This window comes from Erwinia tracheiphila (assembly GCF_021365465.1).
Classification (GTDB): Bacteria; Pseudomonadota; Gammaproteobacteria; order Enterobacterales; family Enterobacteriaceae; genus Erwinia; species Erwinia tracheiphila.
This window is the reverse complement of sequence record NZ_CP089932.1, coordinates 3064140-3084291: the sequence shown is the minus strand read 5'-3', so window position 1 is coordinate 3084291 and position 20152 is coordinate 3064140. Positions and strand designations below refer to the sequence as shown.

At 52.7% G+C, this 20152-nt stretch carries 10 protein-coding genes and 7 pseudogenes; 9 read left to right on the top strand and 8 right to left on the bottom strand.

Translation table 11 applies throughout. The features are described from left to right. Positions 1 to 54: 54 nt before the first annotated feature. The 4 genes from LU633_RS16200 to LU633_RS16185 all read right to left on the bottom strand — a co-directional run bounded on the left by LU633_RS16200 (position 55) and on the right by LU633_RS16185 (position 5747). Positions 55 to 282 carry a tautomerase family protein gene (locus tag LU633_RS16200; RefSeq protein ID WP_016189764.1) on the bottom strand — a complete coding sequence of 76 codons (228 nt, stop codon included), beginning with the start codon at positions 280 to 282 and terminating at the stop codon, positions 55 to 57. 21 nt (positions 283 to 303) lie between these two features. Then, the gene (locus tag LU633_RS16195) at positions 304 to 1239 is read right to left on the bottom strand and encodes a pseudouridine-5'-phosphate glycosidase (protein WP_040465379.1); all 936 of its coding nucleotides are present in this window, start codon (positions 1237 to 1239) and stop codon (positions 304 to 306) included. Between the two features lie 18 nt (positions 1240 to 1257). Then, entirely contained in the window at positions 1258 to 5112 is a 3855-nt protein-coding gene (locus tag LU633_RS16190; RefSeq protein ID WP_016189762.1) for an amino acid adenylation domain-containing protein, read from the bottom strand. A gap of 149 nt (positions 5113 to 5261) precedes the next feature. After that, positions 5262 to 5747 (bottom strand): MarR family winged helix-turn-helix transcriptional regulator, encoded by a 486-nt coding sequence (locus LU633_RS16185; protein WP_040465285.1) that lies wholly within the window; start codon positions 5745 to 5747, stop codon positions 5262 to 5264. Between the two features lie 121 nt (positions 5748 to 5868). On the opposite strand from LU633_RS16185, the gene upp reads away from it, so the two are divergent. From upp to LU633_RS16170, 3 genes are all read left to right on the top strand, one after another. Next, on the top strand, positions 5869 to 6534 hold the full coding sequence (gene upp, locus LU633_RS16180; RefSeq protein WP_016189760.1) for a uracil phosphoribosyltransferase: 666 nt from the start codon (positions 5869 to 5871) through the stop codon (positions 6532 to 6534). Continuing rightward, positions 6527 to 7387, top strand: a complete 861-nt coding sequence (locus LU633_RS16175; protein ID WP_016189759.1) for an EamA family transporter — start codon at positions 6527 to 6529, stop codon at positions 7385 to 7387. The genes upp and LU633_RS16175 overlap by 8 nt, the downstream gene beginning before the upstream one ends. A gap of 93 nt (positions 7388 to 7480) precedes the next feature. Continuing rightward, complete coding sequence (locus tag LU633_RS16170; protein ID WP_157275205.1) at positions 7481 to 7654, top strand: hypothetical protein; 174 nt, start codon at positions 7481 to 7483, stop codon at positions 7652 to 7654. A gap of 225 nt (positions 7655 to 7879) precedes the next feature. Here LU633_RS16170 and LU633_RS16165 read toward each other — a convergent pair. From LU633_RS16165 to dld, 3 pseudogenes are all read right to left on the bottom strand, one after another. Next, positions 7880 to 8230: pseudogene (locus LU633_RS16165) on the bottom strand (D-lactate dehydrogenase); the annotation flags it as partial. Positions 8231 to 8238: 8 nt separating this feature from the next. Further along, positions 8239 to 9403 (bottom strand): annotated as a pseudogene (locus tag LU633_RS16160) (IS3 family transposase). A 73-nt stretch (positions 9404 to 9476) separates the two neighbouring features. Then, positions 9477 to 10889, bottom strand: a pseudogene (gene dld, locus LU633_RS16155) (D-lactate dehydrogenase); the annotation flags it as partial. A gap of 184 nt (positions 10890 to 11073) precedes the next feature. Between dld and bglX the strand changes: the two are divergent. The 3 genes and pseudogenes from bglX to LU633_RS16140 all read left to right on the top strand — a co-directional run. Next, the gene (bglX, locus tag LU633_RS16150) at positions 11074 to 13371 is read left to right on the top strand and encodes a beta-glucosidase BglX (RefSeq protein WP_016189756.1); all 2298 of its coding nucleotides are present in this window, start codon (positions 11074 to 11076) and stop codon (positions 13369 to 13371) included. A gap of 469 nt (positions 13372 to 13840) precedes the next feature. Continuing rightward, positions 13841 to 14707 carry an oxygenase MpaB family protein gene (locus LU633_RS16145; RefSeq protein ID WP_040465284.1) on the top strand — a complete coding sequence of 289 codons (867 nt, stop codon included), beginning with the start codon at positions 13841 to 13843 and terminating at the stop codon, positions 14705 to 14707. Between the two features lie 125 nt (positions 14708 to 14832). Further along, positions 14833 to 16233 (top strand): annotated as a pseudogene (locus LU633_RS16140) (methyl-accepting chemotaxis protein); the annotation flags it as partial. A gap of 2 nt (positions 16234 to 16235) precedes the next feature. On the opposite strand, the gene LU633_RS16135 reads toward LU633_RS16140, so the two are convergent. After that, positions 16236 to 17558, bottom strand: a complete 1323-nt coding sequence (locus LU633_RS16135) for an IS4 family transposase (RefSeq protein ID WP_046371868.1) — start codon at positions 17556 to 17558, stop codon at positions 16236 to 16238. 81 nt (positions 17559 to 17639) lie between these two features. Here LU633_RS16135 and LU633_RS16130 point away from each other — a divergent pair. The 3 pseudogenes from LU633_RS16130 to LU633_RS16120 form a co-directional block, all read left to right on the top strand. Then, a pseudogene (locus tag LU633_RS16130) lies at positions 17640 to 18155 on the top strand (methyl-accepting chemotaxis protein); the annotation flags it as partial. 140 nt (positions 18156 to 18295) lie between these two features. Then, positions 18296 to 18853, top strand: a pseudogene (gene idi / locus LU633_RS16125) (isopentenyl-diphosphate Delta-isomerase). A 90-nt stretch (positions 18854 to 18943) separates the two neighbouring features. Then, positions 18944 to 20108: pseudogene (locus LU633_RS16120) on the top strand (IS3 family transposase). The last annotated feature ends 44 nt before the right edge of the window (positions 20109 to 20152 follow it).

The following is a 20152-nucleotide window of genomic DNA, read 5'->3' as shown; positions in this document are numbered from 1 at the left end:
AAATCGCCGTTCTCGCCGCAGGCTGTCAGGTTGCGGCGGTGCGGGGTCGGGTAATTATGTGTAGCTGACGGGTTTGATCACCCGATAATTCGGCTGGTTGATATACTTTTCCAGCACCTGTTCTGACCAGCGGGCTTTCGCCACCGGTTCGATAGTGACAGAGACGAACCGACTGTCCACGCCAGGTTTTTCAATGATAACCTCGGTGAGGGCTGACGAGAGCGCGTTCAAATCGACCTGCTCTTCCGGTCCCTGATGGAAACTCACATTAACGTGCGTCATTGTTTCTGTTCTCCTCGTGATTTACTGATGTTTCTGGCGATAAAGGTAATGCGCCATGGCAATCTCTCCCGCTATCCGGGCCGTATTTATCAGCACCGCCTTATTCGCTTCTGCGGAGCGACCTGCGGTCATCTTCTCCACGGCTTTCATAATAAATTTTGTGACGCCGTTGCCGGTAATGCCGTTATTTTTTGCCTGAGAGGTGGCCTCTTCAATGGCCTGCTGAACCTCTTCGCTGTTAATGGCGTCTTCTTCCCGCGTTGGTGTGGCAATCACCAGCCCGGCTGCACCCGGCAGGTGGCGATTGATTTCAATTGCACGGGCAATCTGCTCGCTGCAATCAATGCGCATGGGGCTTTTAAAACCGCTGCTGCGGCAATAAAAGGCCGGGAAATCATCGCACTGCCAGGAAACGACAGGCACGCACTGGGTTTCGAGGTATTCCAGCGTCAGGCCGACATCAAGGATGTTTTTAACCCCGGCGCAGATTACCGTAACTTTTGAGCGCGTAAGCTGAATGAGATCGGCGGAGATATCCATGGAGGTTTCCGCTCCACGATGCACTCCGCCCAGTCCGGCTGAGGAAAAGAAGGGAATACCGGCCAGTTCGGCAATCACCAGAGATGATGCCACGCTGGTGGCACCCATTGCTCCGGTGGCCAGTATAAAAGGCAGATCGCGGCTGGATACCTTGGCGATACCCGCCGTGGTGGCAAAACGTTCCAGCTGCTGGTAATTCATGCCCACCAGAACCCTGCCATTATCAATGCCAGTGGTGGACGGAACGCAGCCGCTGGCGCGCACGGCGGCTTCAACCTGCAGGGCGGTTGCCAGATTGTCCGGGTAATTCAGGCCGTGCGTGATGACATTGGACTCCAGTGCAACCACCGGGCGGCCCTGTGCAAGGGCTTCTTTCACTTCCGGGAGATAGTCCAGCTCAAATTCTTTATTCAACATATTTTTCATCCGTGTGGCTCAGGGCAATAGCAGTTTTTGCAGCAGTTCATTAATGCCATCAGGCTTCAGTAACCGAAAGTGGTCGGTATCGAGTTCAATCAGCGCAGGTTTTTGCTTACTGAAAACCGGGGCATTATCCAGAAAAGAGTAGTTATCTCCCAGCGCCTTAACAATGGTGATGGGTGCGCTGATTTGACGATCCTTCAGTTCATCAAAGGTATAGCTAAAGTTATAGGTCGTTTCGACGATGTGAATAATACGTGCAACGACGTCAACGTGAAGCAGAGGAAAACGCTGGCAGATGAAGGCAATAAATGCCTCACGGGTTTTACATTTTGCCAGGCAACGCTCAAGCAGTTCTCCCCCTATCTGATGAGCGAACACCGAAAATAAAATCGCCACAAAGACCGGGTTATCAAAGGTCACCCAGTGGCTGTAGCGCTGTTCACGCTCGATTTGTGTGATGGGTGCACCGGGTGCTAACAGGCAGAGCGCTTCAACCGTTTCCCCCTGTGCTTCCAGCTGTGCCGCTGCCTCAAAAGCAACGCGCGCACCAAAGGAGTAGCCCCAGAGGGTATAAGGTCCGTCTGGCTGAACGGTTTTAATCTGAGCGATATCCTCCTGCGCCATGTGCGTAATGGTAGCCAGAGGTGTTTCACCTTCGTTGATGCCCAGCGACTGGATGCCAAAAAAAGCGCGCTGGTCGGGGAGTTTTTCCGCCAGTTCCCTGAGATTTAACGGATAGCCACCGAGGCCCGGCCAGCAGAATACGGGACGTTGTGTAAAGCCGTTCAGATTGATAATCCTGGAACAGGCCGCTGAATGCTGGCCGTATTTTTCCACGGCGCTGGCCAGTCCACTGACCGTGGGCGTTTGAAAGATCGTCTGCAGCGGTAACCTGATGGCAAAGGTTTTATTTATGCGGTTGATCAGCGCGACAGCGGTAAGGGAATTACCGCCGCTGGCGAAAAAGTCTTCCGTGGCCCAGACCTGCTGCCACTTCATTACCGAACACCAGATTTCCCCAATGGTTTTTTCCACGTTGGTTTTGAGCGCTATTTTTTCACTGTTCCCCTCAGTCTGATTAAGCTCGGGCAGGGCTTTCAGTGCGAGACTATCGATTTTCCCATTGGCGGTCTGCGGCAGACGATCAAGAATGACCACGTTATTTGGGATCATATAGCTGGGCAACTGGTTAGCCAGATCTTCTTTCAGTAGCTCAACGGGGCCCTGCATATGGATGCGATCTTCATTCATGCCTTTATGCAGATACTGTGCTTTGCTCACCGGGCCACCGATGCAGAAATAAAAGCAGTCCATTGGCATATTAAACTGTGCCAGTATCTTGCGCATTTCCGTCGCAGCGGGGAGGTCGTGATTGCTTTTAGAACTGTAGCCGGATGGCATCATCCCCAGTAGGTGGTCATTGTTTTGCAGGCGATGCATTTCACGCCCTGCCAGCACGTAATGCTCATCCGGGTCTGCACCGTTGCAAACCACGCCAATACCAAACTGCGCCCGTTCAAAAACCCGCTGGTTAATGGCAATCACATCCTTTTTCTGCAGCATGCGCTCGTTGATATAATGCAGTGCGCCATGTTGAAATAAATAGAGTCCCGGATCCAGCCCATCGACAGGGCAATGAAGTTGCAGCCAGGTCTGGATGCTTGCTGCATCGGGCTTTGCTGGTGAGGTACTGACAAGATAGCCGCCAAGATAATCGTTATCCTGTTTACCGTCGTACCAGTGTGGGAGCGCACCTCTCTGCGAGCCAGAGCGTTCGGCATACAGCCCAAATGCTGGCAATAATTCATCAAATAACCCCAGCATATGGCCGGTTTCCATCTCCAGCACTTCACGCAAATTATTCTTGTAGACCGGTTCAATGGCGTCGCGGTCACCGATGAAATGCAGTTTTATCCAGGGGGCTGATGTGCCGGAGAGCGGTGCGATGGGAACCAGAGAATGCGCTACCGGATGATAGTAATAAACGGCACCCGGCAGTCCCGCGATACCGTCCAGTTCAAGGTAAAGTTGGGTGGCATAAAGCGCGCCCGGTGAAGCATAAGTGTATTTGGGCAGCAGCCTGTCTTCACTGATAAACTGCCCGAAATAGCGCAGCAGTTTTCCAAGATTATCAAGGTTAAGGGCATCCGGGGTGCTGACGGCATCTGGCCGACGCTGTAATACCTTTATCAGCGTTTCCCGTTTAATATGCGGGTCGCCCTCAAAAAAACGGTAGGTTTTACGGCCAAATGCCGCTTCCCAGTGCTTTCTCTCCGGGGTTTTAAAGGGCAGGGCGATGCTTTCCGCCTCCTGCCGTGCTGACAATTGACGACAGCCTGCGTTAGAAAGCTGTGCTTTCACCTGAAGTTTGTTGGCCTTGGTAATATGATGGCGATCGTGATTGCCTTGGTCCATCAATGCCGCCTGATGTTTGTCCAGTTCAATACAGGCGATCAGCACCTGAAAGCCCGAACAGGTAGCGTCCTGCACAATCACTGCTGCATTTTGGACCCAGTGATGTTTTTCAATCGCCAGCCGGATTTCGTCCAGTTCAACGCGATAGCCGCGCAACTTTATTTGGTTGTCCGCTCTGCTGACAAACCAGGTGTTCCCGGCCGTATCCTGACGGACCAAATCGCCAGTCCTGTACAGGCGCTCATGGCCGGGTATGATTCTGCCGCTGGCAGAAATAAATTTTTCGCGGGTGAGGTCGGGACGTCGCCAGTAACCCCTGGCAACCTGCGCACCTGAAATATAAAGCTCACCGGTTTCCCCGGGTTTGACTGGCTCATGTGCGCTGTTCAGCACATGGTAGCGCGTGTCAGCTACGGGGTGACCAATGGCGATGGCATCGGGATAAGAGGAAACGGCCAGCGCATCAAGGGTAAAACTGGAAGCATTGATGGTGCATTCGGTGGGACCGTACAGATTGGTCAGGCGTGCCTCAGGCAGACGCTGGAAAAATTCTTCAGCCAGGCTGCGGGTCAGAATTTCACCGCCGCTAAATACCTGTTTTAACGTCACGCAGTCAGGAAATAATGGATGCTCAACCAGCGCCTGAAGCAGGGTAGGAACACATTGCAGAATGGTAATGCTGTGCTTTTGCACTATTTTAATCATCGCGTCCGCATCGCGGTAACAGTTTTTTGGACCGACCATCATTCCACAGCCCAATGCCGGTGCCAGTATTTCCCACTGGGCAGCATCAAAACTCACCGGCGTTTTCTGCAAAAGGGTGTCCCGGTAGTCAAAGCCGAAGCGATCTTTCAGCCACGCCATCTGAGAAGAGATATTGTGCCAGGTCACCATCACCCCTTTGGGTTTACCGGTACTGCCAGAGGTGTAGATCATATAGGCCAGTCGCGCCTGGTTATGGTCGGGTGTTCTGGGGCACGGAGCAGGCCTGACCTGTTGCAGATCGCTCTGTGTGAGAACAGTGACGCTCTTATCCACAATAGCCATCAGCTGCGCTTTCAGGTGCGGCTGCGTCAACAGCACGGTAACGCCGGAGTCTTCGATCATATAGCGAATACGTTCGGCGGGGTACTCGGGTGCCAAGGGAAGATAGGCGCGTCCGGCGGCCAGAATGCTCCAGGCGCCACATACCATGTCGACTGAGGGATCACACCATAGCCCTATAAACTGGACGGTTTCGTCAATCAGCGCGTCCAGACTGGCTGCATCACGCGAGACCCGCTGCTGGAAATCCCGGTAGGTGAGTGAGGTGCTTTCATCTTTTACAGCAGTTTGCTCTGGCATGCTCAAAGCATGGTCACTTAGCATGGCCAGAATATCGTGGAGTTTGTCGTGTAACCCCGGTTCATATGAAGACGCAACAGAGCAGGCAGCATGGTGTATAAAAGTCATAATCTGTTATCTTTCTAAATGTTATAGTTCAGTAGGAAGATACTTTTGTGTAAATCTATGTCAAGTTTCTTTTTGAAGGGTTAAGTTTTTGAGAATAGTTCGGATCTGAAGCAGGGTATTTCACCGACCTGAACGGGTCGGTGATGGGGTTACTTTTCTTTCGCTAACAGCCAGATACGCAGTAGCGTGGCGAGCTGCTCACGCTGTTCCAGTGTCAGTGGCGAGAGGATGTCATCCTCATTGGCGACGTGCTCGGATATGGCCTTGTCAATAAGCTGTTTACCCAGAATCGTTAATGACAAATTGCAGCTACGCCGGTCTGATTCACTGTAAACCCGCTCAATAAAGCCGCGCTGGACCAGTTGCTCAACGCGCGTACTCATCGCACCCGATGACAGCATCAGTGTCTGGTAAAGTTTCGTTGGCGTAGTAGGGATGTTAAGCCGCCGCAGGGTGGCGAGAATGTCGAATTCAGTTTGGCTGAGTTCATTGTTTTTAAATGTCTTTTCGAGATTTTTCTCCACAATCCGGCTCATCCGGCTCAGTCGTCCAAGCACCCCCATAGAAGAACAATCCAGATCGGGGCGTTGCTGAAGCCACTGAACGAGTAGCCTGTCTACATGGTCGTACTGCATGGTCTTCCTCATAAAAAGAGACTTGAAAAGGAAAGCTGATGTGATTATCTTTCATAAAAGATAGTTATATGAAAGATATAAATATCTTAACATCTTATGGCGGTTTCTCAAGGACGCATCTATGCCCGTATATCAAAATGTTCACGTATTACCCGATTCACCCTGGCTGTCTGCTTTACATCTTCAGATGCGTAACCGCACAACCGGCCTTAAGGACTTCGTTCATGCTTCCAATCAGGTAATTCGCCTGCTGTTACAGAGCGCGGCAAACTTTTTGCCTTATCAGGAGGCGACAGTCACCACGCCAATTGGTGACGTTTTCCACGGGAGAATGCTGGCGCAGGGTTTGTGCGGCGTCTCGGTTATCAGAGCAGGGGAGAGCATGGAAACAGCGTTTCGGGAGATGTTTCCAAATCAGCCCATCGGTAAAATTCTTATTCAGCGTGATAAACAGACCAAACAGCCGCATTATTTCTATGCGCATTTGCCTGCCCAGGTCAAAGTGCTGCAAATCATGCTGTTCGAGCCAATGCTGGCGACCGGTGGATCTTTACTGAGAGCCATCGAGGTACTCAGAGAAAACGGCGTTGCAGAGAAAAATATCATTGTGGTGAATTTTCTTGCGTCACCATCGGGTCTGGAAAGGGTTATTGCAGCCTGTCCGGCATTGACCATTGTGACTTCATCTATTGAACAAGGGCTAACCGAGGCCGCATTTATGCGTCCGGGCATTGGGGATTTTGGCGATCGTTATTTTGGTACCTGGCCCGGAGCCGATCATGAATAAATTATCCACGTTCTCTGATATTCTTATCACCGCACTGGCCCCGGTTATCTGGGGAAGTACCTATATTGTTACCACGCAAACGCTGCCCCCCCACATGCCGCTACTGGCTTCCGTCATCAGGGCGCTGGGTGCCGGATGTATTCTTTTACTGATCTGCCAGATACGTCCGCACGGGATCTGGTGGCTGCGCATTGCGATTTTAGGCTTCCTTAATATTGGTCTGTTTTTTTATTGTCTGTTTGCCGCCGCTTATTTTCTTCCGGGAGGGCTGGCCTCGCTGGTGATGTCCTGTCAGCCGATTATTGTGATGGTAGTGGGTGCCATTATTTTCAGGCACAAGCTCAGGCCTGTCCATTTGTTCTCTGCAGCGATTGGCGTAACGGGAATCGGCCTTCTGGTGCTCAACAGTGCCGTGGCATTAAATTTTAAGGGCGTGGCCATCGGGCTTATCGGTACTTTCAGCATGGCAATGGGCATTTTGCTGAACAAACACTGGGGCAGACCTGAAAATATGTCATTGCTGGCCTTTACCGGCTGGCAACTGGCGATGGGGGGCTTAATGCTGCTGCCCGCTGCGCTGACGCTGGAGAAATTACCTGAGACGCTGACCTTCACGAATATGCTGGGCTATGGTTGGCTGACGCTGGCGGGCGGCGTACTGGGCTATGTTGTCTGGTTTCGTGGCATTGAGAAACTGCCACCGGTGACCACGTCCTTTCTCGGATTTATAAGTTCCCTGTCGGCATGTGTATTGGGCTATATCATTTTGGGGCAGACCTTTACGCAACTGCAGCTGTTGGGCTGTGTGGCTATTGTGTCATCAATCTATCTCGCCCGTCCGCAGCACAGGTGATACCGCAACAGGAAAAGGCACCTCATTCAGTGGAGCGTCGCTGTTAATGGTCCAGGTTGATTGTACCGGTAAACATTCTTTTGAGAATCAAAAATGAGAAACAATCAAACTATCGTCATGTTCGATCTTGACGGCATGCTCTTCGATAGGGCGCAGGCATACCTACCAGGCTTGCTGGTGGACAGCTGTGATGATGTGGTGGATCAGTGCCATAAAATAATGACGCAACATATCACTGAAAATCTGTTATTCAACACGTCGGACTGACCCTGCCCAAACAGTGATGACCACGCTGAAAACCTGATTTACTTGCTCAGGCGTGGTTGATTCGCTTTCTCCTTTAACGTGCGGCGGAGCGACCCGGCGACATTGCTGCTGCGCTATCGGTGCGTTTTTATCCGGGCGTTGGCCGCGACGGATAATGACGCTTGTAAGGCGCAGTCATTTTAAGTCCTGGCAGAGTTGAATCTCGTCGTGGCGCTGCCCTGCCCTTTAGTCCTTAGCTGACAGTGGTTGCTCCTGTGATGCCGGCGCAGTCTGTTTTTCATCGCCCCAGTTACGCGCTTTAGTGGTTTTACCAATTCCCGGATTCAGGTTGTTGGTCGGGTCGAACTGCTGGTAAAAGGCCCGCATCGCCGGGCTGGCATGGTAAATATGACCGACATTATGTTCCGCCGGATATTGCGTGCCGCGCGCGTTGAGGATGGACAGCATCTTCTCCTTGAGGGCGTGAACGTCAGCGCCTTTGCGCACGATATAATCCTGATGAAATATGTGACAGAAAAAATGGCCGTAATAAAGGCGGTGGACCAGCGCATCGTCAAACTCTGCGGGCAGCTGTTCTGTAGTGGTCAACTAATTTTGGCCACACGACCTGACTGTTCGTGGAACAGCCGCTCTGATTCATTTGGCGTTAAGCCGCCGTTATTCCAGTGAGGCCTGAGAGCACTGTAGTACCCCGTGATATATCGGATTATCGATAACCGTGCTTCCCCTAAGCTTTCGTAGCCCGTCGTTGGTACCCATTCACTCTTCAGACTACGGAAGAACCGCTCCATCGGACTGTTATCCCGGCAGTTTCCCCGGCGACTCATGCTCTGTGTGCTCCGGTAGTGCCACAGCATCTGCCGGTACTGACGACTGGTATAATGACTCCCCTGAACACTGTGGAACATCACGCCTGATGGCCGCCCCCGTAGCTCCCATGCCATCTGAAGTGCTTTTATAGTGAGGTCTGAGCCTGGTGAGTACGACAGCGCCCAGCTCACCGGTTTACGGGCAAACAGAGCCAGCACCACGGCCAGATAAGCCCACCGTTTGCCCGTCCAGATGTAGGTCACATCACCGCACCAGACCTGATTCGGTTCTGTCACTGCAAACTGCCGGGCAAGAAGATTCGGGATTTCAACATGCTCATTGCCCCCACGTTTGTATTTATGCCCCGGTATCTGACAACTGGTGATACCCAGCTCTTTCAACAGTCGACCAGCCAGCCATCGACCGAGTTGTACGCCCTTTGTCGTGACCATCGTGGCGATACTTCTGGCACCGGCGGAACCCCCACTGGCGTTCCAGACCCCGCTGACCAGACGGCGTTTAACAGCACGGTCAGCATCAGGCTCAGTACTGTTTTTACGTGTGTAGCGATAACTGCTGCGGTGAACACCGAACAGTCGGCACAATGGGGCAACCGGGTACTGCGCCCTCAGACTGTCGATTATCGAGAACTGTTGAGGGAGTCCGACATCAAGAGCGCTGTAGCCTTTTTTAGGATTTCGTTTTCCATTTCAAGGCGCTGTATACGTTTTCTCATTTCCCTGAGTTCAGTTTGCTCAGGAGTGACAGGCAGCCCCGATGTTTTTTTCCCTGACGCTGCAGACGTAACGATTTTACCCACCGGTTGATGGCAGAAAGACTGACATTCATCGCCTTAGCAGCTTCACCGTGTGTGTAGTGCTGGTCGAGGTCCCGCTTTGCCGCTTCAAGTTTAAATTCAGCAGTAAATACCTTGCTCATTGGTTCACCTGTGAAATTTTGAGGTGAGCATATCACCTCAACTCAGATGGCCAAATTCAGTGTGCCACTACAGTTCAAACCAGTCGCGATCATTGCGTCGCAGAGCGATATCCAGTGCCAGAATATCTTCCACGTCATCATTATGGACGGCGTGATACCTTACCGCCGCTCCGGCAGCCGCAAAACGGTGCAAAAAGGCTTTTGCGCCTTCTCTGGCGGTGCATTCGAAGTATTCTCCCGCCGCGCCGCGAAAGTAGTGCTACAAATAGTGCAGGGCTTCTGCCACACCAGGTCCGGCCATTTTCAACATCAGGTGGTGTTGATAACGGTCACGGTATGCCAGCAGACGCTCCGGTAAATGTTCCGGCAGCAGCACACTTAACTTCTGTAGCAGGCGATCGATCAGGTTGGGCTGGCAAAAGCCGATCTTACTCAACCAGACATCCATCCGTCCCTTCAGGTTGAAAAACAGTGGCATTTTATCTGTGCCAAGCTTATCGATCATCACGGAGATGTCTTTACCGTAGACATGCTCGATATCAAAAGCATCGCGGTGCAGATATTCCGCCGCCACCGGCAGTTCAGTGAAATGGCTGGGGATATGACGACGAAGTTCATCCAATATCTCCGGTCGATCGGTGCCGATATAAAATACCTGTTGGACCTTTTCGCTGATAAAGGTATCCAGCCGCACGGCGAACACCGCCAGCTTGCCTGCACAACCCGATGCTTCAAACAGGCGACGGAGATCGGCGTTAAAGCGCGAGGGCGTGTCCGCCTCCACATCCTGCACCCGCTGTGCATAATCACCATCGGAAGCGCAGCGATTGTCATGCTGGACGTGATGCGGTTGCCAGCTTTCGTCATCCAGCCGGGCGAGAATGTGCTCCAGGGTGATGCCTAAATCGATGCCAGGATGGTTAACCAACTTGAGTTTACCGCTGGCGTCGATTTGGGCAAACAGGGCCATCTCGCTGAAGGCCGGGCCGCGTTTTATCAGGGAAGCCCCGGAATTATTACAGATGCCACCCAGCACCGATGCGCCAATACATGAGAAGCCAATCACCGAATGCGGTTCACGGCCCAGCGGCTTGAGGATCTTTTCCAGCTGGTAAAGCGTACTGCCGTGCAAGGCCAGAACCTGTTTGCCGCCGTCGGGCAGCTGGATCTTATCCAAACGCACGGTGCTCATTATAATGATGTCACGAGGGTAATCATTGCCGTTTGGCGTCGAGCCTTCGGTCAGTTCGGTATTGGCTGCCTGCATCAGGATGATAACCTCTGCTGCCACGCAGGCCTGCAATATGCGCCATTGCTCCAGCAGTGTGCCGGGTAAGACCACGGCCAGCGCATCACCTGTGCCTGAGCGAAATCCTTTTCGGTAGCGTTCCGTCGGCTGTGGATCGGTTAACAGGTGATTGCGCCCGACAATACGGGTCAGTTCGGTGACCAGATGCTGACTGGTCGGGGAAGAAGAATTGATCATGACCTTAGTCCTTTTATCTGCCACGTCATAATGTTAGCAGCGTCTGCACAGACTGCCCGGTTTTAAAAAACAGATCCACCTCGCAGCCGTGTGTGGAAAACTATCTGCTATCCTCAACTTATGGCACACTTGGTGCCTTACAATCCTGTAACACTCCTGCCGTTATGTGAGAGAAACCAATCTGATGAAATGGATTTGCTCTGCCAGCCTTGCTGCCGTTCTGATCGTGCAGCCGTCGTTTGCTGAAAACCGACCTGCTTCCCACCTGCTGACGCCGCAAGCTCGTGATGCCTTTGTCACTAATCTGCTGAAAAAAATGACGCTGGATGAAAAAATCGGTCAGCTTCGCTTAATCAGCGTGGGGCCGGATAATCCAAAAGAGGCGATCCGCGACATGATCGCCCATGAGCAGGTTGGCGCAATATTCAATACCGTCACCCGAGAGGATATCCGTGCGATGCAGGATCAGGTGATACAGCTCAGTCGCCTGAAAATCCCGCTCTTTTTTGCCTACGATGTGGTGCACGGTCATCGCACGGTGTTTCCTGTTCCACTCGGGTTGGCAGCCAGCTGGGATCTGGATGCTGTGGCTGAAGTTGGGCGTATTTCTGCTTATGAAGCCGCCGACGACGGCCTGAACATGACCTGGGCTCCCATGGTGGATGTGACCCGTGAACCTCGCTGGGGAAGGACGTCGGAAGGGTTTGGCGAAGATACCTGGTTGACGTCGCAGATGGGCCGGGCGCTGGTGATGTCAATGCAGGGCAAAAGTCCGGCAGACCGCTATTCACTGATGACCAGCGTTAAGCACTTTGCCGCCTATGGTGCGGTGGAAGGCGGCCGTGATTACAATACGGTGGACATGAGTCCACAGCGCCTGGCACAGGATTATCTGCCGCCTTACAAAGCAGCGCTGGATGTCGGTAGCGGCGGCGTGATGGTGGCACTTAACTCGCTGAACGGCGTACCGGCTACGGCGGACAGCTGTCTGCTGAAAGATGTGCTGCGCAAGGACTGGAAATTTAAGGGCATCACCATTAGCGATCACGGTGCGATTAAAGAACTGATCAAACATGGTGTTGCCAGCGATCCGAGGGATGCGGTGCGTATCGCCATTCAGTCCGGCGTTAATATGAGTATGGGCGATGAGTTTTACAGTAAATATCTGCCGAATCTGGTGAAAAGCGGTGTGGTCAGCAAATGGGAAATTGATGACGCAACCCGTCACGTGCTGAACGTTAAGTACGACATGGGTCTGTTCAACGATCCCTACAGCCATCTTGGGCCAAAAGAGAGTGACCCGCAGGATACCAACGCTGAAAGCCGTTTGCACCGTGAGCAAGCGCGCGACGTCGCGCGTAAAAGTATGGTGCTGCTGAAAAACCGTCTCGATACCCTGCCGCTTAAAAAATCTGGTACCATTGCCCTGATTGGTCCCCTCGCCGACAGCCAGCGTGACATTATGGGAAGCTGGTCGGCAGCGGGCGTGGCATCACAATCGGTCAGCGTGTTACAGGGGATGAAAAACGCCACCCAGGGCCACGCCACAATTCTGTATGCCAAAGGGGCAAATGTTACCGACAACAAAGGCATTCAGGATTTCCTCAATATTTATGAAAAAGCTGTAAGCGTCGATCCCCGCTCGCCGCAGGCGATGCTGGATGAAGCTGTGGCCACCGCGAAGAAGTCAGACGTGGTGGTGGCTGTGGTGGGGGAAGCTCAGGGCATGGCACATGAGGCTTCCAGTCGCAGTGATATCACTATCCCGGCCAGCCAACGGGTGCTGATCGATGCGCTGAAAGCAACGGGCAAACCGCTGGTGCTGGTGCTGATGAATGGTCGCCCGCTGGCGCTGGTGAAGGAAAATATGCAGGCGGATGCTTTGCTGGAAACTTGGTTTGGCGGTACGGAAGGCGGTAATGCTATTGCTGACGTGCTGTTTGGTGATTACAACCCGTCGGGTAAGCTGCCGATGTCGTTCCCGCGTTCCGTGGGGCAAATCCCGATTTATTACAATCATCTGAATACCGGGCGTCCTTATGATGCCGATAAACCGAATAAATATACCTCGCACTATTACGATGCTGCGAACGGCCCGCTGTTCCCGTTTGGTTACGGTCTGAGCTATACCACCTTTACCCTTTCGCCTGTTACTCTCTCGTCAAAAACCATGCCCCATAAAGGTACGGTCAACGCCAGCGTCACCATTACCAATACCGGTAAACGCGACGGGGCTACGGTAGTCCAGCTTTATCTTAACGATGAAATGGCCAGCATTAGTCGTCCGGTTAAAGAGCTGAAAGGGTTTAAGCGCATTATGCTGAAGGCGGGTGAGACGCAAACCGTCACTTTCCCAATAGAGGTGAAGGCGCTGACATTCTGGAATGCGAAGATGCAGCAGGTGGCCGAACCCGGTAAATTTAAGGTGATGATTGGCCTTGATTCTGCCCGCACTAACAGCGCGGAGTTCGACTACCTGTAAGCTGACAGGCTTATGCTTACCCTGCAGTCACCCGGCTTTCGGGCGGGGTGACTGAAGAGTTACGCAAGTGCGTGGCTAAGTCCGGTTAATCCTGTTGGCAAAACCATGGTTTTTTCCTGTGCTGGCGTGTTAAAGTTTTAATCCGTTGCAAAAGATTCTGGTAATGCATTGCGTCTGGCGGGCAGTAATAGTGGTTTTTTGCCCTCAAGTAATTGACCTGAGCGCGCATATTATTTTCCCTGGTGTTTACCCCTGACCTTTTATTCGTCGTAAGCATTTCTGGCGAAGTGCAGCGTGTTACCCGAAAGATATGCCTGATTTTACCGTCGAAAATTGCCGCGAGGATGCGTATCATTCTACGGCCAGAGTGGCTGTCATTCTTAAATGGCGGTTTTCTATGTCATTCAGGATGCTCTGCCGGGACAATTTTTATCCCTTTACTTTTCTGCAACAGGTAACAGGAACCGGTATGTTTTCGTTGCGCGATCGTATACAGCAACAGATTTTTCGACTCAACGGGCTGGCCAGTAATGATTTTGACCTTTCCGTCCCGGCGGGCGATCCCGGTTTATTCGGTCCTGAAAGTATCATCTGGCGCGTGCACGGTGATTTTTCTTCAATGCTATGCGGCGGCATTTCTGCGCTGTTACTACAAATGCTGCACCCGCTGGCGCTGGCAGGCGTCTGGGACCATTCTTCTTTTCGCGAGGATATGCTGGGACGGCTACGGCGAACCAGCCAGTTTGTTGCAGTCACCACTTTTGGTAATAGCGCGGATGCGAACAGCCTGATCGCGAAAGTCAAACGCATTCATTCACAGGTATCCGGGGTGGATGCGCAGGGCATGCCTTATGCCGCCAGCGATCCGGCGCTGCTCACCTGGGTTCATGTTGCGGAAACCAGCCGCTTTCTTGCTGCCCATTTACGCTACAAAAATCCACAGCTCAGTCTGGCAGAGCAGGATCGTTACTACGCCGAAGCGGCGCGGGTAGCGGAAATGCTCGGCGCGGAGCGTGTCCCCAAAACCGTGGGGGACGTTGTCGATTATCTGCTGGCGATACAACCGACGTTGCGCTGTGACCAGCGCACCAGAGCGGTACTGGATATGTTGCTTAATGCGCCCGCTCCCAGCTGGCAGGCGCGCCCCGCTATGCATGTGATGATGATGGCCGGGATAGCGCTGTTACCTGAATGGGCGCAGCAGCAGTTTGGTTTTACTTTCTCACCGTTGCATCGCCGTTTTATCCATCTTCGTCTTGATCTGCTGGCGGTGGCGCTGCGTGCCTGTATTCGCCAGGGCGCGTATCATCGTGCAATGCAGCGGATGGGGCGCTAGCCGGATCGTCACACCAGTACCCGCATTAATTTCTGCTTTGTGATCGGGATCACCTCAAGTTTCTGCCGGGTAAGCCGTTAATTCGATCAGGCAATTGTGCCTTAGTGTGTCTGGCGAGGCTCTTCATGTTAAAAACAACCCAGGGCAGATTTACCCTGTTGATCATCAGCTTCTTTCTGCTGCTGCTGTTGATCACTGTCGTGGTAATAAAAATATTTGTAGCGCCTCAGCTGATGACCAGTGAGAGTCGGTTAGTGCGCTATGAAGTGGATACGATTAGCTCACGTATCACTGATATGATGAATCGTATTCAGGCCCAACAGCGCAGCATTACGGAAACGGTTGCGGTGCTGGACAGCGACAGCATTGATAAAGTTTTGCCTGCGCTGGTTAACCAGTATCAGGATGCCAATGTGTTTGGCGGCGGTATCTGGCCTTTGCCAAAACAGCGCGATCCGGCCAAAGATAAATTCAGTACCTTTTTTGTCCGTGACAGCAGTAACGTCCTTGAGGTCAACACCTTCTGGAACTCCGCAGAAGCGCCGAATTATTATGAACAGCCTTGGTACAAAGACGGTATGGCAGCGTCGAAAGGGCAGTGCGCCTGGGCGAACGTCTATCAGGATTCCGCCAGTCCGCAGCCCCGTACCAACTGTGCAATGGGAATTTATCGAAACGGCACGGCGTGGGGCGTTGCCACCATTGATGTAACTCTCGGTTTCTTTAACCACCTTGCAAAAGATATGGGGCGTGCTGTACAGGGCCAGGTACTGATTGTCGAAGCTGATGGTAAAGTTGTGGGAGACGCCAGCCTGGTGGATTCCGCGCCAACCTTGCGTAATCTGAGCGAACTTTCCGCACCTATGGCTGTGCCTTTGCGTGCACTGTTGAGCAACGCAGGTTCAGAATCATCACAGAGTCGTTATGACGACAAAGATGGCGAGCATACGGTGTTCCTTCAGCATATTAGCGGCAGTCCGTGGTATATCGCCAGTGATGTCCCCACCGCACTGTTGTCAAAACAAAGTAACGCCATCCTGATGCGCCTTGGACTGGTACAGATACCGCTGGCAGTGTTATTGCTGCTGGTACTGCTCGGTTTTATGCGTAGCCTGCTGAGACGGCTGAACGGACTGAACGACAATATTCTGGCCCTGTCTTCTGGCGGTGCCGATTTGACACAGCGTCTGCCTGCCAGCGGTAGCCCTGAGTTCGATGCGGTTGCGCGGAGTTTTAATAACTTTATCGGCTATTTGCAAGGACTGCTGCGCCAGGTGGGTGACAGCGCACTGGCTATCACCTCGGCGTCGAAAGAAATTGCCAGCGGCAACCTCGATTTGTCTGCCCGTACCGAAGATCAATCCAGTTCTATTGTGGAAACCGCCGCGTCAATGGAACAGCTCACCGGTACCGTGCGACAGAATGCTGATAATGCCACCCACGCTAACCAGCTGGTGGGCGATGCGTCCCGCGTGGCAGAACGCGGTTCCAACGTGGTGAAACAGGTCGTCACTACTATTAATGCTGGTCACTTAAGGTGACCAGCAACCTTTTTATCCGGATATTTCCTGCTCTTTACCCTCAACTCTCTCGGGTAACTTCGCTCTCTTCTACCCGGTAACACAAGCCATTTCGCCTGTTCATACAGGGTTCTCAGTTCTCCCGGCATTTTTCCCGGCGAAGCCCAGGGCAGGGTTATCAGCATCCGGATTATTTCGCTTATCGCTCCACTGAAGCTCAGCTGGTAAGGCAGGTAATCTCCTTTCAGATGGAACGCCATCTGCACCATCTGATATCGCACCAGGTTATAAGCCAGCAGTACCCCCCATAGCTCCTGTCTCACCAGCTCCGGCAGGCGACTGCGTAATGTCCACCGGCTGTCCAGCATACCCTGCTTTGCTTCCCGGTAGCCCAGTTCTGTTTCCCAGCGGTGGCGATATAGCTCGCTGATATCTTTACCCGGATAGCGATTCGGGTCTGTCAGTGACGTCAGCACCTGCCTCTCTTTACCGTCTACCCTGCGGGTCAGCAGTCTTGCCACCATTTCTTCCGGGACCCCTGGCCATTGCTTCCTGGCTCGTGGACTGGTTTTCAGGCATATCAGTTCATCTCCACGCCCCAAACGGCGAACCACCTGATACTGTACGTGTTTTTTCAACGGCAACAACCAGTGACGGTGTTCTCCTGCTGTCTGCCAGTGATGAAGCAGACCCATCGAATAAAATCCCTTATCGAACAGGGTGATACTGTTATTCGGGGTTTTCTCCGTCAGGTGTTCAGCCAGCCGCATTTCACTGACTTTTTCACTGTCGAATGCACTGGCGGCGATCAGATGGCTGCTCAGCTCCATCAGACAAACCATTCGCACCTGAGGATAGCCGCCTTCGCCGTACTGGCTGCTGTGTTTACTGAAGACGGCTCTGTTTTCCGGCGTATCGGCGGTACGCCAGACCACGCCGTCGACAGCAAACAGATTCAGACCGTGCCATTTTGGATGTGCAGCCTGCTGATTCCAGTGCTGCTGTGTGATATCAAAAAGCTCCCGCACTGCATTTTCACCCAGAGTCTTACGGCGCTGAATGACAGCGCTGCGTGCGGTAAAAGGAGCTCCGGTCCGGTCAGTAATATCCATCAGATTGACGATTTCGGTCATCGGATGATCGCAAAAAATGGACATCCCAACGACAAGCCAAATCATGGATTCGAGGGAAAGTTTACGTTTACGCAAAGTAACGGTATCGGTCAGGGTGAGCGCCTGCTGAATAAGCTCGGGAGGAATAAGGTCGGCGAGACTACGGGCGCGCTCAGGAGTGGCGGCATTGATGATGCCGAGGGCCTGGGAAAGTTCCATTTAAAAAGGGTTCCATGATGAACATAGAACCCTTTTTACCGCATAAACCGGATCGGTCAACCGATCCTTAAATGATCGGCATTAGTCACTACTATGGGTGAAATTAACGCATCATCACACAAAGTGGTCGATATCATCGGCGTGATTGACAGCATCGCCTTCCAGACGAATATCCTGGCGCTTAACGCCGCGGTTGAGGCTGCGCGGGCTGGCGAGCAGGGGCGCGGCTTTGCCGTGGTGGCTTCAGAGGTGCGAAACCTGGCACAGCGCTCGGCCAACTCTGCCCGTGAAATCAAGAAGCTGATTGAAGAGTCAGTTGCAAATATCGATCACGGTAGCCAGCTTGTTCAGGAAGCGGGCAGCACCATGGATGAATTGATGACCGGCGTCAGCAGCGTTGCCACGCTTATGGCAGAAATCATGTCAGCCAGTCGTGAACAAAGTATGGGTATCGATCAAATCAACAGCGCTGTAAACCAGCTCGACAGCACCACACAGCAAAACGCTTCGCTGGTGGAGCAGGTGTCTGCTTCCGCTCAGGCAATGGAAGAACAAAGTCTTCAGCTGGCACAGGTGGTCAGTAGTTTCAGACTTTAACACCCCGCCCGATCCGGTGACGCAGGATCGGGCAACCTATGAATGCCCCTCACGGGTTGTCACAAACTCAAACGAATTTATCCCTCAGGCCAGCGGCAAGCTGTGCCACAATATTTGCCATAAACCCTGAAGGAGTTTGCATGTCTGCTATCGAAGTGGTTCTGGTTGATGGTAATGATCGCGCCATTGGCAGAATGGAAAAGCTTGAAGTGCACAGGAAAGACCTGCTGCACCGTGCCATCACCGTTTATGTTTTCAATTCACGTCACCCAGCTGTTGCTAGAGCAGCGTGCCTGCTCTAAGTATCACTGTGGCACCTGTGGAGTAACACCACCTGCGGTCATCCCTATCCTCATGAATCCACGCAGTATGCAGCAGAGCGCCGTCTGCGCGAGGAGATGGGGCTGCGTCTTGCACTTTGCCCGATGTTTGAACTGAGCTATCGTTTGCCGCTGAGTAACGGCCTGACGGAGCATGAGTACGGACATGTTTACTTTGCCCGAAGCGATGCGCTGCCAGAGCCGAATCCGCAAGAGGTGGGAGGGTGGCGTTACCTGTCTCTGCCAGATATTCAGCATGAAATTGAGCAGCACCCTGCGTATTTCACTCCCTGGTTTTTGCACGCTTTTCCCGGTATTTCTGCAGAGCTGGGGCGTTTTAACGCTCGAGGTCACGCGAACTTGTCATCATCTGCGTAAGAGGAATGACGGTGGGTGTGTAGTGGCACACTGAATTTGGCCATCTGAGTTGAGGTGATATGCCCACCTCAAAATTTCACAGGTGAACCAATGAGCAAGGTATTTACTGCTGAATTTAAACTTGAAGCGGCAAAGCGGGGCCTCGACCAGCACTACACACACGGTGAAGCTGCTAAGGCGATGAATGTCAGTCTTTCTGCCATCAACCGGTGGGTAAAATCGTTACGTCTGCAGCGTCAGGGAAAAAAACATCGGGGCTGCCTGTCACTCCTGAGCAAACTGAACTCAGGGAAATGAGAAAACGTATACAGCGCCTTGAAATGGAAAACGAAATCCTAAAAAAGGCTACAGCGCTCTTGATGTCGGACTCCCTCAACAGTTCTCGATAATCGACAGTCTGAGGGCGCATTACCCGGTTGCCTCATTGTGCCGACTGTTCGGTGTTCACCGCAGCAGTTATCGCTACACACGTAAAAACAGTACTGAGCCTGATGCTGACCGTGCCGTTAAACGCCTTCTGGTCAGCGAGGTCTGGAACGCCAGTGGGGGTTCCGCCTGTGCCAGAAGTATCGCCACGATGGTCACGACAAAGGGCGTACAACTCGGTCGATGGCTGGCTGGTCGACTGTTGAAAGAGCTGGGTATCACCAGTTGTCAGATACCGGGGCATAAATACAAACGTGGGGGCAATGAGCATGTTGAAATCCCGAATCTTCTTGCCCGGCAGTTTGCAGTGACAGAACCGAATCAGGTCTGGTGCGGTGATGTGACCTACATCTGGACGGGCAAACGGTGGGCTTATCTGGCCGTGGTGCTGGCTCTGTTTGCCCGTAAACCGGTGAGCTGGGCGCTGTCGTACTCACCAGACTCAGACCTCACTATAAAAGCACTTCAGATGGCATGGGAGCTACGGGGGCGGCCATCAGGCGTGATGTTCCACAGTGTTCAGGGGAGTCATTATACCAGTCGTCAGTACCGACAGATGCTGTGGGGCTACCGGAGCACACAGAGCATGAGTCGCCGGGGAAACTGCCGGGATAACAGTCCGATGGAGCGGTTCTTCCGTAGACTGAAGAGTGAATGGGTACCAACGACGGGCTACGAAAGCTTAGGGGAAGCACGGTTATCGATAATCCGATATATCACGGGGTACTACAGTGCTCTCAGGCCTCACTGGAATAACGGCGGCTTAACGCCAAATGAATCAGAGCGGCTGTTCCACGAACAGTCAGGTCGTGTGGCCAAAATTAGTTGACCACTACAGTGCGACATCAGTGCGACATCTCGGTTTCTTGACAG

Excerpts from the sequence above, each read along its gene's own strand:
- LU633_RS16200 (WP_016189764.1), bottom strand. The coding sequence starts at position 282 with ATGACGCACGTTAATGTGAGTTTCCATCAGGGACCGGAAGAGCAGGTC.
- LU633_RS16195 (WP_040465379.1), bottom strand. The coding sequence starts at position 1,239 with ATGTTGAATAAAGAATTTGAGCTGGACTATCTCCCGGAAGTGAAAGAA.
- LU633_RS16190 (WP_016189762.1), bottom strand. The coding sequence starts at position 5,112 with ATGACTTTTATACACCATGCTGCCTGCTCTGTTGCGTCTTCATATGAA.
- LU633_RS16185 (WP_040465285.1), bottom strand. The coding sequence starts at position 5,747 with ATGCAGTACGACCATGTAGACAGGCTACTCGTTCAGTGGCTTCAGCAA.
- upp (WP_016189760.1), top strand. The coding sequence starts at position 5,869 with ATGCCCGTATATCAAAATGTTCACGTATTACCCGATTCACCCTGGCTG.
- LU633_RS16175 (WP_016189759.1), top strand. The coding sequence starts at position 6,527 with ATGAATAAATTATCCACGTTCTCTGATATTCTTATCACCGCACTGGCC.
- LU633_RS16170 (WP_157275205.1), top strand. The coding sequence starts at position 7,481 with ATGAGAAACAATCAAACTATCGTCATGTTCGATCTTGACGGCATGCTC.
- bglX (WP_016189756.1), top strand. The coding sequence starts at position 11,074 with ATGAAATGGATTTGCTCTGCCAGCCTTGCTGCCGTTCTGATCGTGCAG.
- LU633_RS16145 (WP_040465284.1), top strand. The coding sequence starts at position 13,841 with ATGTTTTCGTTGCGCGATCGTATACAGCAACAGATTTTTCGACTCAAC.
- LU633_RS16135 (WP_046371868.1), bottom strand. The coding sequence starts at position 17,558 with ATGGAACTTTCCCAGGCCCTCGGCATCATCAATGCCGCCACTCCTGAG.